The following is a 14,048-nucleotide window of genomic DNA, read 5'->3' as shown; positions in this document are numbered from 1 at the left end:
CTATCTTCACCATCAGACTGCCCCGAGCGGAGGCTATGCCAGGAAGCGCGCGCCGGCGATCAGCAGCGATCCGGCGATAATCGCAGCGGCTATCCGATGGCCGGAGGTCAAGATGGCGTCGGCCTGTCCGTTGTTTGGTGACCTTGTCGGGCGCGCGTCCTCAAGGCGACGTATCGCCGCGCGCAGCAGCCGGGGGGCATCGTCACCGATCTTGCCGAGTTCCCACGCCAGTGCCTGTAGCGTTGGCGTCCAATAATCGGGCGCCAGCCTCGCCGCGAGTATCCGAACCGAGGATCGTTGCATGGCGGCCGATAAATCGAAGTCCGGCTCGATACGCGACAGAACGCCATCGACCGTGACCAGTGCCTTGAATATTAGCAGAAGGTCGGCGGGCATCGTCATGCCTTCCTCCCGCAAAAGCGGAAAAAAGTCAGCCACCATCGCGCTCAATACCAGTCGCCCGCCGCCATGCCGGACGATAAGCCGCTCGGCAGCAGCCTGGATCTGCTCGCGCGACGTGCCGCTGCCCGCCGACCACGTCGCGATAACGTCGGCTAGCTGTGCAGGATCGCCTGCGTTCAGGGCCTGGACGAAGCTGATGAACTCTTCTCGTCGACGTGGCGATACGTGGCCGATCATGCCCAGATCGAGGAGCGCGATCCGGTTGCCGGCCACGCATAACAGGTTGCCGGGATGGGGATCGCCGTGGAACCGGCCGTTCATCAGAACCATGTCGAGAACCATATCGGCACCGAGCGCCGCGATCGCGGCGGGATCGATCCCCGAGGCGCGCAACTCCTCCCGATCGCGGGGCGGGACGCCGTCTATGTAGTCCATCACCAACAGTGTTTCGGACGTCCAGGCCCAGTGGATGTCGGGGACTACCACGCGTGCCTCATGTGCGAAGTCCGCGCGGAGCCGATCGGCGTTCCGACCCTCGGTGGTGAAGTCCAATTCCTCCGATATGGCTTCCGCAAGCTGTCGCATCATCGCGGTCGGCGCGAAACGGCGCGCTTCCGCACTGGCCTTCTCGACGATCGCCGCCAGTTGCGCGATCAGACGCAGGTCGGCCTCCATACGCGGACGGATGCCGGGGCGCCGGATCTTGAGCACCACCTCGCGCCCATCCGTCAGGGTGGCACGGTGGACTTGCGCCATCGAGGCGGCCGCGAGGGGCGCGGGATCAAACCTGGCGAAGGCTGTTTCCGGCGGTTGGCCGAGCGCATCTTCGACCGCGGGGCGCAAGTGCTCGAACGCCACGGTCGGTGCGCGGCTGTGCAACTGCTCCAGTTCGGTGATCCAATCCTCGGGCAACAGGTCGCCCCGCGTCGCCAGGATTTGCCCAAGTTTGACGAAGGTCGGCCCGAGTTCCTCGAGCGCAAGCCGCGTGCGCCGCGGCAGGGGCATCGCGTCCGCGTCGGGGCCATCGTCTCTGACATCCGCACTCCTTTCGATTCCCAGTCGCTGGAGGATGACGCCGAGTCCGAAACGGGAGGCGACATGAAGGATCTCCCCAAGGCGGTTTCGGTCCCGACCGGCGAGCAGAAGCATCTTGATCATCCCGGATTGATAGCAGAACCGTCCTAGCCTGCCATGCCCGCGAGCAAGTGAATATCCGAAGGCAGGCATAGGCGTCGATCAGGAAGGGGGGCCGTTCCCGAAACGCGATCCCAATTGGGAAAGTCACACATCCGGATGCCCCTTTGGCTGTCTCACTGACCTGCCCCCTTCATGATCACTCGGTTTGAGTGAGAGGCCGCTGACTACGGATGCGGGCGATCGCTATGTGGCATATCATAAATCTGTTGTCGGTCATCGGGATCAACTCGTCGGTGGGCTGTGAAGTGTGGTAACTCCACCTTACCGATGAGCCCGGTGGCCACCGAGATCGAAATTCCATGGGGTGAGGCATGCCCCACCCCATGTGATCTCCTCAATCTGCACCGGAAATTACACTACGTGCGCGGACGCTAACCTTCCTCGTTCAGGATGTGGGGCAGCATGATCGATCCTGCACAGCCTACTCGCCGCGCTTGCGCCACTTGCGGACCGTCTCGTCGCTCATGCCACAGCGTTTGGCCGCGAGACTGGCCAGCTCGGCAGAAAGGACAATTTCCGCCCGCACAGCAGGCATGGTTCCGGCTTGGCCTGTATCTGCACTGTCACCAAACCTCAGGCGCGACAGCGACAAAGCGTCACGCCTAATCGGCGATGGCGCAGCTTACCATGTCCCAGTGACGGGTCGCAACCAGACAGCTAGGGGCGGTTCCATATCGCTTGCAAAATCGTGGCTCGCTCCCTAGCGTGGCCTCAGGACAACGGTCGATATTCATATGAAAAGGTGAAAAAATTGAGTTTGCAAGAAACTGACCGGAATATGGTGTCGGGTGGCGACATGCCGGAGGTTATTAGCCAAAGGAAATCAATTCAATCCGTAGAAATTGGTGCACGGGTCCTAATTTCTCTATTGAAAACAGATCCTGGTGGATCTTTTCTTCGCGATGTTGCGTCCCATTCTGGGCTCTCCCGCAGTCAAGCACATCGATATTTGCTTGCCTTCGTCAATGCCGGAATGGTTGAGCAGGATGCGTCCAGCGGGCGGTATTCACTTGGTACACTTGCAGTACGCTTGGGGCTGGCGGCGATTGCAACGCTCGACCCTGTGCGAATCGCCACCAGACACCTTGAGGGACTGCTGAAGGAGTTGCACACGACCGGGTTACTCAGCGTTTGGGGCGACTATGGGCCCACGGTGATTCGCTGGATTGACGGTGGCATCCCACTATTTACTTCAATGCATGTTGGATCTATTTTGCCGTTGCAGGGCTCGTCTACCGGCAGTCTTTTCCTAACCTATTGCCCACCTGCGCAGACTAGAGGGCGTATTGAGAGGGAAAGAGCCGAGGGGATAATCGTTAAAGATGCTGATCTATCCAAGGAAATCGAATCTGTGCGCAAACTTGGATATGCGAGAACATACGGCTCGGTAGTGCCAGGTCTTGCAGCAGTGTCAGTTCCGGTTTTCGACTCGCAGAATTGCTTAGTCGCAACGATGAGCGTTCTTGCCCGTTCACAGGACAAGGCTTATTTTAGCCAAGCAAAGATCGCACAAATTGTAAAGGTGGCGCAGCAAGCAGGCGAAGCGATCGGTTGGCCAGGCCCAGCTTGACCCTTTGTATCGAAATGCGTAACGCGTTGCACAATAAGGGCTGCGACTTCCTTAACTCCTGACAGTGTGTTGTGGGTTCGATCCGGCCCTGTGGCAGCTTCAGGAGAGCGCGGTTCAGTGAACCTTCAAAATCCCGCGACGGAATCCGGCATAGGCCGACGGGAATTCATCGCCATGATGGCGATGATACAGGCGCTACAGTCGCTGGCCTTCACCTCGCTGCTGCCGGCGCTCGGACATATCGCTGCCGATTTTGAGGTTGCTCAGTCGAACCAGCGCCAACTGATCATCAGCGTTTTCCTGGTGAGTTCGGGATTGAGTTCGCTGGTTCCCGGTACAATCTCCGATCGCTATGGGCGCAAGCCGGTCCTGCTCGGCTACATGGCGTTGTTCGTGGCCGTCAATGCGGTGTCAGCTCTGGTGCGCGACTTCCACGTGCTTCTGGCGCTGCGCGCGATACTGGGGTTCGCGTCGTCCGGGCTGACGGTGCTGCCGTTGGCGATCATCCGCGATCGCTATGAAGGTGCCGGCATGGCCAAGCTGCAGGCGGTGGTGGCGATGCTGTTCATGGCGGTGCCGACCTTCGCGCCCAGCCTTGGCTATGCGATCCTCGAGTTTGCGGGATGGCGCGCGATCTTCCTGGTGATCGGTGCTTTGGCGCTGGCAGTGACCGGCTGGTTCCTGCTCAGAATGGAGGAAACCAATCCGAAGCAGAACCGGCAAGCGCAGCGCTCGGGCAACTTGCTGGGCAACGTCGCGACCGTGCTCGGGAACCGGGCGTCGATCGGCTATGTCATTGGCATGTCGCTGATTTTCGGCGGGCACTTCGGGTTCATCAACAGTTCGCAGCAACTGATTGGCGAACATTTCGGCGCAGGCTCGGCCTATCCACTGATCTTCGGCTCGATGGCAGCGACCATGGCGCTGGCCAGCCTGGTCAATTCGGCTATCGTCGAGCGCTTCGGCACCCGGCGGATCGGCCATGCCGCAATTTTCTGCCACCTTGCGGCATCGGTGGGACAATTGCTCTTGGCCTCTGCTCCCGGCGAAACCCTGGTCCAGTTTGTCGTCCTCATGTCTCTCAATATGTGCCTGCTGATCACCGTCTTCGTCAATTTCACTGCAATTGCCTTGCAGCCTTTCGGGCATATTGCCGGCGCGGCCGCATCGGTCCAGGCATTCTTCCGGCTGGTTCTGGGGGCAGGGCTGGGCGGCCTAATCGGTTATGTCTACGATGGCACACCGCGGCCGCTCGCGATTGCGCTGGTCCTGGTCGGGTCGCTGACCTTGGCCCTTGTGCTTTATAGCGAACGGGGCAAGCTGTTCCAGCGCCTCAATCCGTCGAGCCGATAGACGCTTGCCTCAGGACGAGGTCAATGGCTTCTCAAGCGTTTCGGGGATGCCGGGCGCCGCAATATCCGAGACCATCCGCACCCCGTCGATCACGATCGGACTGGCGACTCCCGTGCGCTGGTCGCGCGTGATTGCCATGCCCCGCGCGACGACCTGCGGGTTGGCGAAGACATCGTTGAGTTCGTTGATCGGACCCGCCGGAACGCCGGCGTCCTCGAGCGCGTCGGCCAGCTCCTGCCGGGTCCAGGTTGCGGTCAGCGCTTCGAGCGCGGCGAGCAAGTCCTCGCGGTGGCGAACCCGGCCTGGGTTGGTGGCAAAGCGGGCTTCGCTATCAAGCCCGGTGCTGAGCACCCGGCACAGGCTGGCGAACTGGCCATCGTTGCCCACTGCGATGACCAGATCCCCGTCGCTGGTCGGGAAGGCCTGATAGGGCACCAGATTGGCGTGGCCGTTGCCGACCCGGCGCGGCACGGTACCCGAGGTCATCCAGTTCAGCGCCTGGTTCGCCATGACGCTTACCTGGGTATCGAGCAGGGCCATGTCGATATGGGCGCCCAGTCCGGCTTCGTGCCGCCGGTTGATTGCGGCCAGGATCGCGACTGCGCTGTAGACCCCGGTGCATAGGTCGGCCACGGCGATCCCGGCCTTCTGCGGCTGGCGCCCGGCTTCTCCGGTCATCGACATCAAGCCGCCCAAGGCCTGGGCGATATAGTCATAGCCGGGACGGTGGGCATAGGGCCCGGTCTGGCCGAAGCCGGTGATCGAGCAGGTGATCAGTCGAGGGTTGAGCGCGCTCAACGCGGGATGATCGAGCCCGTATTTCTTCAGCCCGCCGACCTTGTAGTTTTCGATCACGACATCGGCCGAGGCGGCCAGTTCGCGGACAAACCGCTGTCCGGCCGGGCTGGCGATATCGATCGCAATCGATCGCTTGCCGCGGTTGGTGGAGTGGTAATAGGCCGCGCCGAGGTTTTCGCCGTTTTCCGAGATGACAAATGGCGGGCCCCAGTGACGGGTATCATCGCCGCTGACCGGCCGCTCAATTTTGATCACTTCGGCGCCAAGATCGGCCAGCAGCTGTCCGCACCATGGGCCGGCCAGGATCCGGGCCAGCTCCAGCACGCGAACCCCGCTCAGCGGCTTGGCCATGCCGTCGGCGGGAGATTGCCTCTGCCATCCTGTCGTCGTCATCGCTTCAGTCCACCGCTTGCCCGGCGATCCGGGCCGCCCATTCCTTGGCCATGTCGCCGGCCGCCTTGGCCATCGCGAAGGCGTCGATGCCGACCGCGATGAAGCGCGCTCCGCCATCGAGGAATTGCTGCACCAGGCGCTGGTCGCGCGACAGGATGCCGCAAGGTTTGCCGGTTGCCCGGATTCGGGCCAGAGCGCCCGCGGTCACTTCGTACAGCGCGGCGAAATTGCTTTCGCCCAGCAGACCCAGCGACGCGGCCAGATCGACCGGGCCGACGAACAGCGCATCGATGCCGTCGACGGAGGCGATCGCCTCGATGTTTTCCAGCGCCAGCGCGGTCTCGATCTGGACGATGATGCACAGCTGCCGGTTGGCATCGGCGACATAGGCCGGGTAGCGCCCCCAGCGCGCGGCCCGGGCACCGCCGATACCGCGCTCGCCTTGCGGTGGATAGCGCGCAGCCTTGACCATCGCCGCAGCCTGTTCTGCGGTTTCGACCATCGGCACCATGATCGTCTGGGCGCCGAGATCGAGAATTTGGCGGATCGCGATCGGATCGTCGCTCGGAACGCGCACGACCGCCGAGCAGGGCGGATTGGCGTCCACCGCGCGGAGCTGATCGGCGATGCCCGGCAAGGTCTGGGCGCCGTGCTCGGCATCCACCAGCAGCCAGTCGTAGCCAAGCCCGGTGCAGATTTCGGCGATGTTCGGGCTTGCCAGCGCGAGCCAGAAGCCGAGCTGCACCGGGCCTTCGCCCAGGCCTTGCTTGAAGCGGTTCGCAGGAGTTTTCATCTGCGTGGCTGCCTCAAACGAACCGGAAACCGATCGCGCCCATCGGCCCGAAATCGGCGTTGAAAACGTCGCCCGGCCGCGCTTCGACCGGACGGGTGAACGAGCCGCCCAGCACGACCTCGCCGGGTTCGAGCGCCTCGCCCCAGGGCGCCAGCCGGTTGGCCAGCCAGGCGATGCCATTGGCGGGGTTGTTGAGCACGCCCGCCGCGATCCCGGTTTCCTCGACCACCGCGTTGCGGCTCAGCATCGCGCCGATCCAGCGCATGTCGACCTTTTCGGGCCGCATCGGCAGGCCGCCAACGATGATGCCGGCGTTGGCCGCATTGTCGCTGATCGTGTCCTGCACCTTGCGGCGGGCGCCGGTCTCGGCATCCACCACTGTCGTGCGGCTGTCGATGATTTCAACCGAAGGGATGACATATTCGGTTGCCCGCAGGACGTCGAACACGGTGACATTCGGGCCTTCGATCCGGCGGGCCAGGACAAAGGCCAGTTCGACCTCGACCTTGGGGGTGATGAAACGGTCGCAAGGGATGTCGCCGCCCTGTTCGAACACCATGTCGTCGAGCAAGGTGCCATAATCCGGCTCGGTGATGCCTGCGACCTGCTGCATGGCGCGCGAGGTGAGGCCGATCTTGTGGCCATGGACCGTCCGCCCGCGCGCGAGCTTGAGATCGACCCATTGCTTACTGATCCGATAGCCATCGGCAATCGTCATGTCCGGATAGCGGGCGGTGAACTGGCGGATTGGCTTGCGGTTCTGCTCGGCGGCATCGAGTTCCCGCGCGAGCTCCGCGACTAGAGCAGGATCAAGCGTTGGTTGCGATTGACCGGGTCGAGCGCCGCGATTCGGGCTTGTCATATCCTCTCCCCACACCTTAACCTATATGCCAAATGCATTGCACAATAACGAATGGTCGTCTACCACATCCTGCGCCCTCCCAACGACCCCTGCCTTGATCGCAAAGGCGGCGGCGAATAGGCACAAGAGCAAACCTGCGGAGATAGAGGATGACCATCGACACAAGCGTGCGGGAAGAAAAGATTATGGGGCGAGGCCTGACTTCGCATACCCTTCTGGCCGGCGATCCGAGCAAGCCGGCGGTGCTGCTGCTGCACGGGGCAGGACCGGGAGCCCATGCCGGATCGAACTGGCTGCACCTGATGCCCGACCTGGCGGAAAACTTCTTCGTGATCGCACCGGACCTGATCGGCTTCGGACAGTCGGTCATCCCCGAACCCTGGCCCGACAATGTCATGGCCTGGATCGGTACACGGGTGGACCAGTGCTTCGGGCTGCTGGACACGCTGGGCATCGATAAAGCCCATGTTGTCGGCAATTCGATGGGCGGTGCGCTGACCCTGCAGATGATGAGCGAGGAGCCTGACCGGATCGACCGGGTGGTGCTGATGGGCTCGATCGGTGCGCCGGGCCCGAAGACGCCCGAACTGGTGCGGCTGCTGTCGTTCTATTCCGATCCGCGGCCCTCGCGCTATCGCCAGCTGATGCACAGTTTCGCCTATGACCCCGACAAGTTCGAAGGCATGGAAGAAATCGTCAAGAATCGCTACAAGATCGCCACCGATCCCGAGATCATGAAGACCGCGGTCAAGATGATCGATTCGATGAAGCAGGGTGTTGATACGCTCAACATGCCGCCGTCGATCCTGTGCAAGCTGCCGCACAGGGTGCTGATCTTCCACGGCCGGCAGGATCGTATCGTTCCGCTCGATACCAGCCTCTACCTGATCGAACACCTCAAGCATGCCGAGCTCTACGTGCTCGATCGCTCCGGCCACTGGTCGCAGCTCGAACGCTGGGATGTGATGCGACCGATGCTGGAGATTCACTTCGGCGCGCGTTCGTTCTGAGCGCAGGCGGCGGCATAAGTGCCGAGCGCTTGCTTTGCAGAGCCGGGCTGGGCAACCAAGGAAGTGAAGGGGTGGTCGGGCGTCTTGTCTGGCCACCCTTTCCGTTTGAAGGTGCCGCGCATGAATGAATCAGCAACCGATGCCGAAGCCTTCTGGGCGTTTTCGCTTGAGGTCTATGCCAAGCCGCAGGTGGCGGAACTGTGCATTGCCCTACAGGACGAATACGGTTTCGACGTCAATCTGCTGCTGCTGGGCCTGTGGGTGGCGGAGACGCAGCGGAAGGCGCTTGATGCCGAACGGATTCGTGAACTGCGCGAAGCCGTCGCGCCGCTCAACGACAACCTGGTGCAGCCGCTGCGCCGGGTCAGGCGCTGGGCCAAGCCCTCCGATCCCGTTATCGAAACTGCGCGATACAAGCTTTACGGAGCTCTCAAGCAAGTGGAATTGAACGCCGAACGTCTTGTCCAGGCGGCGCTGGTGGAAGCATTAAGGCCAGGTTTGGCGCGAGTCGATGAAATGCCAACGCCTCAAGCCGCGGCGAGGGCAAGCCTGGAGCGATACCGGCAGTTCCTTGAAGCGCCCGATGCCGCCGCCGTGCCGCTTGTGCAGCTGATCGTCAGGGCGCTTCCTTAGCCGGCATTGCCGGGGTCTGCGCGGGCGGTTTCGCATCCTTGATGTACGCGTAGATTTCCGCGATCTCGTCGTCGCTCAGTTCGGTCGGACGAAATGGCGGCATTTCGATCAGACCCTGGCGCACCACTGCCTTCAGGTAGTCGAGCTCAAGATCCTTGCGGCCGATCAGTGCCGGGACCGGACGTCCTAGCTGCTTGAGCAACATCGTGCCGGGATGGCCGGGCCCTGGATTATGGCACCCAGCGCACTTGAGGACGTAATTCTCAGCGCCATCGGGCTTTTCGGCATTTGCCTTGCTGCAAGCACCGAGGACAGCGAGGAGCGATAAGACAGCTAGCTTTTTCATCGTGTCTCCAACTTGAATAATTGCGGGACGGCTCAGGCGGATGCGAACAGGGCCGTCGGGTCGAGCGCCTTCTTGACTCGCTCATGCAAGGTTGAAAGCCCCTTGGTTTCGAAGGTCTTGCCAACCGCTTCACGCATTCCGGGTTCTGCGACTGCCTGTCCGAAACCAGCTTCGGCCTGGCCCGCGATAAGCGCAGCGGCACACGCGCGTGCTAGGGCAGCGCTTTCAGACTGCGCGGTGGAAAAAGGCAAAAGCTGGCGATGATTGGCCGAACGCCAGATCGCGACGGTTTCGCCGAGATAGTCGAATTCATGCTTGGCGCAGATGTCGCGCGACAGTTCGTAGAGCCGCATCGCCTCCTCACCGTCTACGGGGCTCACCGGGTTGGCGGCAACCGCCTGATCGCCGCTCCATGCCGGAACGAATGCTGGCGCATCGGCCACCACGCCGGTCATCGCGCCCATGCGCCACGCCCACAGGCGGGGATCGATGCCCTTGCCGTCGGCGATCACCCGCGCACCGGAGATCGACGAAAACGCTCCCTTGACCATATCCCACAGGATCGGGACATTGCCTGGCAAGCCATAGAGCGCGCCATAGAGATTCCAGTGGCCCAGGCCCAGCGCCTCGCCAGCAGCGGCTACCGCGCTGGCCGCCATCGGTCCCTTGCCATCATAGTCGCCGCGCTTCTTTCCGAGCAGGGCGGTTTCGTGCAGCGCGCTGCCGACCGCGACGCCATTGGCCACGACCATGTTGAGCTTGAGCGGCCCGAGCACGTCGAGCAGATCGGCCAGCTGGTCTTCCTTGGGCACGGTGACCATGAAGGTCTGGTGGGCCGGCGGTTGCGGCATCATCCACATGCCGACCTTGGTCGGCACGGCGAAATCCGATTGCGTGAACAGGCCATCGACCCAGGGGCCATAGCCGAACTTGAACAGTTGCCAGCAGGTGCTCTTGGGCATGGCGCCCATGCCGGTCCGCACCAGCTTTCCGTCCGCAAGCATGACTTCGAGCCCGCACTGCATCAGGAAGTGGTCGGAATAGGGCGTATAGCCGGGCTGACGCTGGACGAAACTTGCGGCCACGCTGGCGTCGGGATTGCCACAATGGTCGATCCACAGCTTGATGCCCTTTTCCTTGATATGGGCATCGAGCTGGTGGAAGGTCACCCCAGGTTCGACCAGGCAATAGGCCAGGGCCTCGTTGACCTCGAGAATTTTGTTCATGCGCTGCAGATCGAGGATGATGACCTTGTCCAGCCCGGCCTTTTCGAGGCCGTGGGCGCCGTTGCACACGGGTTGCAGCACACCGCCGGCGGTTCGCGCCGCCTCCAGCGCCTTGGCGAGCTGGGTTTCATCCGCCGGCAACACGATGCCAAGCGGTGCCGCGCCGCTGATTGCAAAGCGGGCCAGCGCCTGAGGGGTGCGATCGACTGCCGCAGCGCCGATCGCAGCTTCCACCGCGGTCAGCGCGGCCATCTGGCGAGCTTGGTCTGTCATGGGTCCTGTTCCGCCTGTCTATTGCTGGAGAATCTTCACGTAACGATCGAGATTGGCTGCATCGACGGCAAAGTCCGCCGAACGAATCCCGATGCCGATGGCGCTGGCCGGTTCGCTGTCGCGCCACGAAAAACAGCAAGTCGGGCAGCGGTGGATGGTCCACACCACCTTGCCGCCTTCCTTGCCTTGATAGTCATCGAGGGCGCCGCCGGTCGCGCAGCGCGGACAGACCGTCTTGCTCATTGCAAAGCTCCCAGTTGCATGGCCCGGATCTTCTTGCTCAGCTCGTCGATGTCCGGCCCGGTCGGAGGGGTGACCAGATGGGCTTCGCCGACGGGGTCGGGGGGCAGGTAGCTGGTCGCGTCGATGATCAGGCGGTGACCCTTGCCGGGAACGACGGCCGAGGGGTCGATCGGCACCGCCGGCATGTTGAGCAGGACAATGATGTCGTCGGCGCGGGTGCGGGTGGAAAGCGCCCACATCACCTGGTTGAGATCGAACGGATCGACATCGGCATCGACCATGATCAGGTTCTTGAGATACATCACCCCGTGCGGAGTGCTCAGCGCGCGCAGCGCGACGGTCTTGGCAAAGCCCGCCATCCGGTTCTTGACCGAAATGATCCCGGTCAGCCCGTGCTGGTACAGCGCGTTGACCGCGGTGACTTCCGGAAAATTCTGGCGCAGCTGCGCATAGATCGGCGCCGAGGTATGCAGGCCGATCAAGGTATCGTGTTCGGTCCAGCCGCGGCCGATATAGATGTTCTCGAAGATCGGGTTCTTGCGGTGCGAGATGGCCGTCACCTTGAAGATCGGCGCCTTGCGGACCCCGCTGTAGGAACCGGGAAACTCTCCGAACGGACCTTCCAGGACCCGTTCGCCCAGTTGCATTTCGGCTTCGATCACGATTTCGCTGTCGGCGAGGATGTCGATGCCATTGCCCGACTTGGTCAGCCGGATCGGCGCGCCCATCATCGCCGAGGCATAGGAATATTCCGATTCTTCGTAACCGATCGGTGTCGCCGCGAACACCGCCAAGCCCGGATGGTTGCCCAGCATGACCGCGATCTTGAGCGGCAGGCCGGTACGTTCGGCCGCCATGATCTGCCTGCCCATGTCGTGCGACGGGATGGTCATCAGGGTGAAGCTGTCGGGACCTTGCAGTTGCAGCCGGTAGATGCCGACGTTCTGCTTGCCGAAATTGTCCGGGTCTTCCGGATCGCGCGACGCCACCGACGCCTTGCCGAGGTAGAAGCCGCCATCGTATTCGTTGATGCGGAAGACCGGCAGCACGTCGTAGAGGTTGATCCCGCTTTCGATCCGGCATTCGTGAACCGGCGCTTGGCCTTCGGGAACGATGCTGATCTGCGCCGCCGCATCGCCCCAGCGGCCGGCGATCTCGAAGAACAATTCGCGGATTGTCGTGCCTTTGGGGCGGCCGAGCAACAGCGCAATATTATCCCACGAACCGTGCACGCCGACCGCGGTGCGCTTTCCGGGGTATCCGGCAATATTGTCGAACACGATCGCTGGCGCACCGTTGGCGTCGCGCGATGCGGCGACCGCGATGTTGCGCACGTCGGGCTCGGGCATCACCCGCTCGCTCCAGGTGATCGCCTGGCCCGCATCGCCTAGCAGTTCGAGGAAGTCCCGCAGCGAGGTGATTGACCGCGATCGCTTGGCCAGATCCTGCATCATCAGTTCCCTTCAGTCAGACCAGCTCAATGGCCGCCGTGGCCGGCGGTGGCCGTCTGGACGGTCACCCATTTCCACTCGGTCATGATTTCCAGATCGGCCTCGGTGCCTTCGCGCCCGAACCCCGAAGCCTTGGTGCCGCCAAACGGGACGTGCGGTTCGTCGTGCAGGGTCGGAGCGTTGATATGGACCATTCCCGCTTCGGCCTGCTGGGCAAAGCGCAGGGCCTTGTCGATATCGCGGGTGAAGATCGACGCGCTCAGGCCGTATTCGGTGTCGTTCGCCAGGTCGATCGCTTCGTCGAGCGAGTCGAATGGATAGAGCGAAGTGACCGGGCCGAAGGTTTCTTCGGCAAAGACCGTCATCTCTGGCGTCACGCCGCTCAGCACCGTGGCGGAGCAACTGTTGCCATTCCATTCCGCACCTGCGAGAACTGCAGCGCCCTTGGTGCGGGCGTCGTCGATATGCCGGCGGACGCGATCGCGTTGGCGTTCGGAAATGATCGGTCCGAGCATGGTGGTGGGCTCGCGCAGGTCGCCGCCCTTGGCCTTGGCCGTCGCGGCGGCGAAGGCCTTGGCAAAGGCGTCGAAGATCGGTCGTTCGACGTAGATCCGCGATGCCCCCATGCAGACCTGGCCCTGATACATGAAGATGCTAAACAGCGCGGCACCGACGGCCTTTTCGAGATCGGCATCGGCGCACACGATCAACGGGCTCTTGCCGCCAAGTTCGAGTGTGTACTTCTTGAGGTTCCGGGCGGCGATCCCGGCGATGTGTTTGCCGACTCGCGACGACCCGGTGAAGGTTATCGAGGCAACCTTGGGATGGCCGGTCAGGGCATCTCCGATTTCCGCGCCATTGCCGTAGACGATGTTGAACAGCCCATCGGGCACGCCGGCCTCGCGCCACAAGGCGGCGAGCAGATCGGCGACCTTGGGTGCGGCTTCGGACGGCAGCAGAACGAAGGCGTTGCCGGTCGCCAGTGCCATCGCAGATTGCTTGATGCCCTTGATCAGCGGCACGTTGAACGGGGTAATCCCGGCGACTACCCCCACCGGCTGACGGAGGCTCATGCTGAAGCGTCCCGGCGTGTCGGAGGGAATTGTCTCGCCGCGGACCCGCCGCGGCACCCCGGCGGCGGCGCGCAGGAAGCTCAACGCGAACCGCGTCTCGAACCCGGCCTTGGCAGCGGGCGAACCGATTTCGTCGATCAATACCTCGCTGAACAGCGCGGCGTCGCGCTCCATGATTTCAGCGGCCTTGACCATCCAGCCTTCGCGCACCGCAGCGGGCAGATCGCGGTGCTGGCGAAACGCCTTGTCGGCGGTCTCGACAGCATGATCGACGTCGGCGGCGGTGCCCGCCGCAACCCTGGCGTAGACGCTGTCGTCGACCGGATTAAGGTCGTCGAAATAGGTGCCACTTCCAGGCGCTACCGCCAAGCCGCCAATCCAGTGATCGAGGTTCTTCATCTTGCTGCTTTCCTTGGGTCTGAATC

General features: G+C 62.6%; 13 protein-coding genes and 1 pseudogene. 4 read left to right on the top strand and 10 right to left on the bottom strand.

The features are described from left to right. Nucleotides 1–33: 33 nt before the first annotated feature. Nucleotides 34–1,560 carry an ABC1 kinase family protein gene (locus EWH10_RS17600; RefSeq protein WP_130030114.1) on the bottom strand — a complete coding sequence of 509 codons (1,527 nt, stop codon included), beginning with the start codon at nucleotides 1,558–1,560 and terminating at the stop codon, nucleotides 34–36. Nucleotides 1,561–2,023: 463 nt separating this feature from the next. Next, a pseudogene (locus EWH10_RS22250) lies at nucleotides 2,024–2,134 on the bottom strand (IS481 family transposase); the annotation flags it as partial. A 216-nt stretch (nucleotides 2,135–2,350) separates the two neighbouring features. Between EWH10_RS22250 and EWH10_RS17595 the strand changes: the two are divergent. Together EWH10_RS17595 and EWH10_RS17590 are read left to right on the top strand one after the other, a co-directional pair. Continuing rightward, nucleotides 2,351–3,169 carry an IclR family transcriptional regulator gene (locus EWH10_RS17595; RefSeq protein WP_373278219.1) on the top strand — a complete coding sequence of 273 codons (819 nt, stop codon included), beginning with the start codon at nucleotides 2,351–2,353 and terminating at the stop codon, nucleotides 3,167–3,169. Nucleotides 3,170–3,343: 174 nt separating this feature from the next. Next, entirely contained in the window at nucleotides 3,344–4,522 is a 1,179-nt protein-coding gene (locus EWH10_RS17590) for an MFS transporter (RefSeq protein ID WP_025548137.1), read from the top strand. 9 nt (nucleotides 4,523–4,531) lie between these two features. On the opposite strand, the gene EWH10_RS17585 is transcribed toward EWH10_RS17590, so the two are convergent. The 3 genes from EWH10_RS17585 to hpaH are packed head-to-tail and all read right to left on the bottom strand — an operon-like array spanning nucleotide 4,532 to nucleotide 7,368. Continuing rightward, complete coding sequence (locus tag EWH10_RS17585; protein ID WP_025548139.1) at nucleotides 4,532–5,671, bottom strand: CaiB/BaiF CoA transferase family protein; 1,140 nt, start codon at nucleotides 5,669–5,671, stop codon at nucleotides 4,532–4,534. A 46-nt stretch (nucleotides 5,672–5,717) separates the two neighbouring features. Further along, the gene (locus EWH10_RS17580; RefSeq protein WP_025548141.1) at nucleotides 5,718–6,506 is read right to left on the bottom strand and encodes an HpcH/HpaI aldolase family protein; all 789 of its coding nucleotides are present in this window, start codon (nucleotides 6,504–6,506) and stop codon (nucleotides 5,718–5,720) included. Nucleotides 6,507–6,519: 13 nt separating this feature from the next. Beyond that, nucleotides 6,520–7,368 carry a 2-oxo-hept-4-ene-1,7-dioate hydratase gene (gene hpaH, locus EWH10_RS17575; RefSeq protein WP_130030113.1) on the bottom strand — a complete coding sequence of 283 codons (849 nt, stop codon included), beginning with the start codon at nucleotides 7,366–7,368 and terminating at the stop codon, nucleotides 6,520–6,522. Nucleotides 7,369–7,517: 149 nt separating this feature from the next. Here hpaH and EWH10_RS17570 point away from each other — a divergent pair, with 149 nt between their 5' ends. Both EWH10_RS17570 and EWH10_RS17565 read left to right on the top strand, forming a co-directional pair. Next, a complete protein-coding gene (locus tag EWH10_RS17570) occupies nucleotides 7,518–8,378 on the top strand; it encodes an alpha/beta fold hydrolase (RefSeq protein WP_130030112.1) in 861 nt (286 codons plus the stop codon). 120 nt (nucleotides 8,379–8,498) lie between these two features. After that, nucleotides 8,499–9,011, top strand: a complete 513-nt coding sequence (locus tag EWH10_RS17565; RefSeq protein ID WP_130030111.1) for a TIGR02444 family protein — start codon at nucleotides 8,499–8,501, stop codon at nucleotides 9,009–9,011. Here EWH10_RS17565 and EWH10_RS17560 read toward each other — a convergent pair. Genes EWH10_RS17560 through EWH10_RS17540 form a run of 5 tightly spaced genes read right to left on the bottom strand, consistent with a single transcriptional unit; the run spans nucleotide 8,995 to nucleotide 14,022 of the window. After that, nucleotides 8,995–9,357, bottom strand: a complete 363-nt coding sequence (locus EWH10_RS17560; protein ID WP_130030110.1) for a c-type cytochrome — start codon at nucleotides 9,355–9,357, stop codon at nucleotides 8,995–8,997. The two genes, EWH10_RS17565 and EWH10_RS17560, sit on opposite strands and share 17 nt — an antisense overlap. Before the next feature lie 32 nt (nucleotides 9,358–9,389). After that, nucleotides 9,390–10,835 carry an FAD-binding oxidoreductase gene (locus EWH10_RS17555; RefSeq protein WP_229742706.1) on the bottom strand — a complete coding sequence of 482 codons (1,446 nt, stop codon included), beginning with the start codon at nucleotides 10,833–10,835 and terminating at the stop codon, nucleotides 9,390–9,392. 39 nt (nucleotides 10,836–10,874) lie between these two features. Further along, entirely contained in the window at nucleotides 10,875–11,099 is a 225-nt protein-coding gene (locus EWH10_RS17550; RefSeq protein ID WP_025548151.1) for a non-oxidative hydroxyarylic acid decarboxylases subunit D, read from the bottom strand. Beyond that, on the bottom strand, nucleotides 11,096–12,553 hold the full coding sequence (locus EWH10_RS17545) for a non-oxidative hydroxyarylic acid decarboxylases subunit C (protein WP_229742708.1): 1,458 nt from the start codon (nucleotides 12,551–12,553) through the stop codon (nucleotides 11,096–11,098). The genes EWH10_RS17550 and EWH10_RS17545 overlap by 4 nt, the downstream gene beginning before the upstream one ends. A 23-nt stretch (nucleotides 12,554–12,576) precedes the next feature. Next, nucleotides 12,577–14,022: an aldehyde dehydrogenase family protein gene (locus EWH10_RS17540; RefSeq protein WP_025548154.1), complete on the bottom strand. Its 1,446-nt coding sequence runs from the start codon at nucleotides 14,020–14,022 to the stop codon at nucleotides 12,577–12,579. Between the last annotated feature and the right edge of the window lie 26 nt (nucleotides 14,023–14,048).

The sequence above is a fragment of the Sphingobium fuliginis genome, from assembly GCF_004152845.1.
GTDB classification, from domain to species: domain Bacteria; phylum Pseudomonadota; class Alphaproteobacteria; order Sphingomonadales; family Sphingomonadaceae; genus Sphingobium; species Sphingobium fuliginis.
This window is presented reverse-complemented; position numbering and strand designations above follow the sequence as displayed.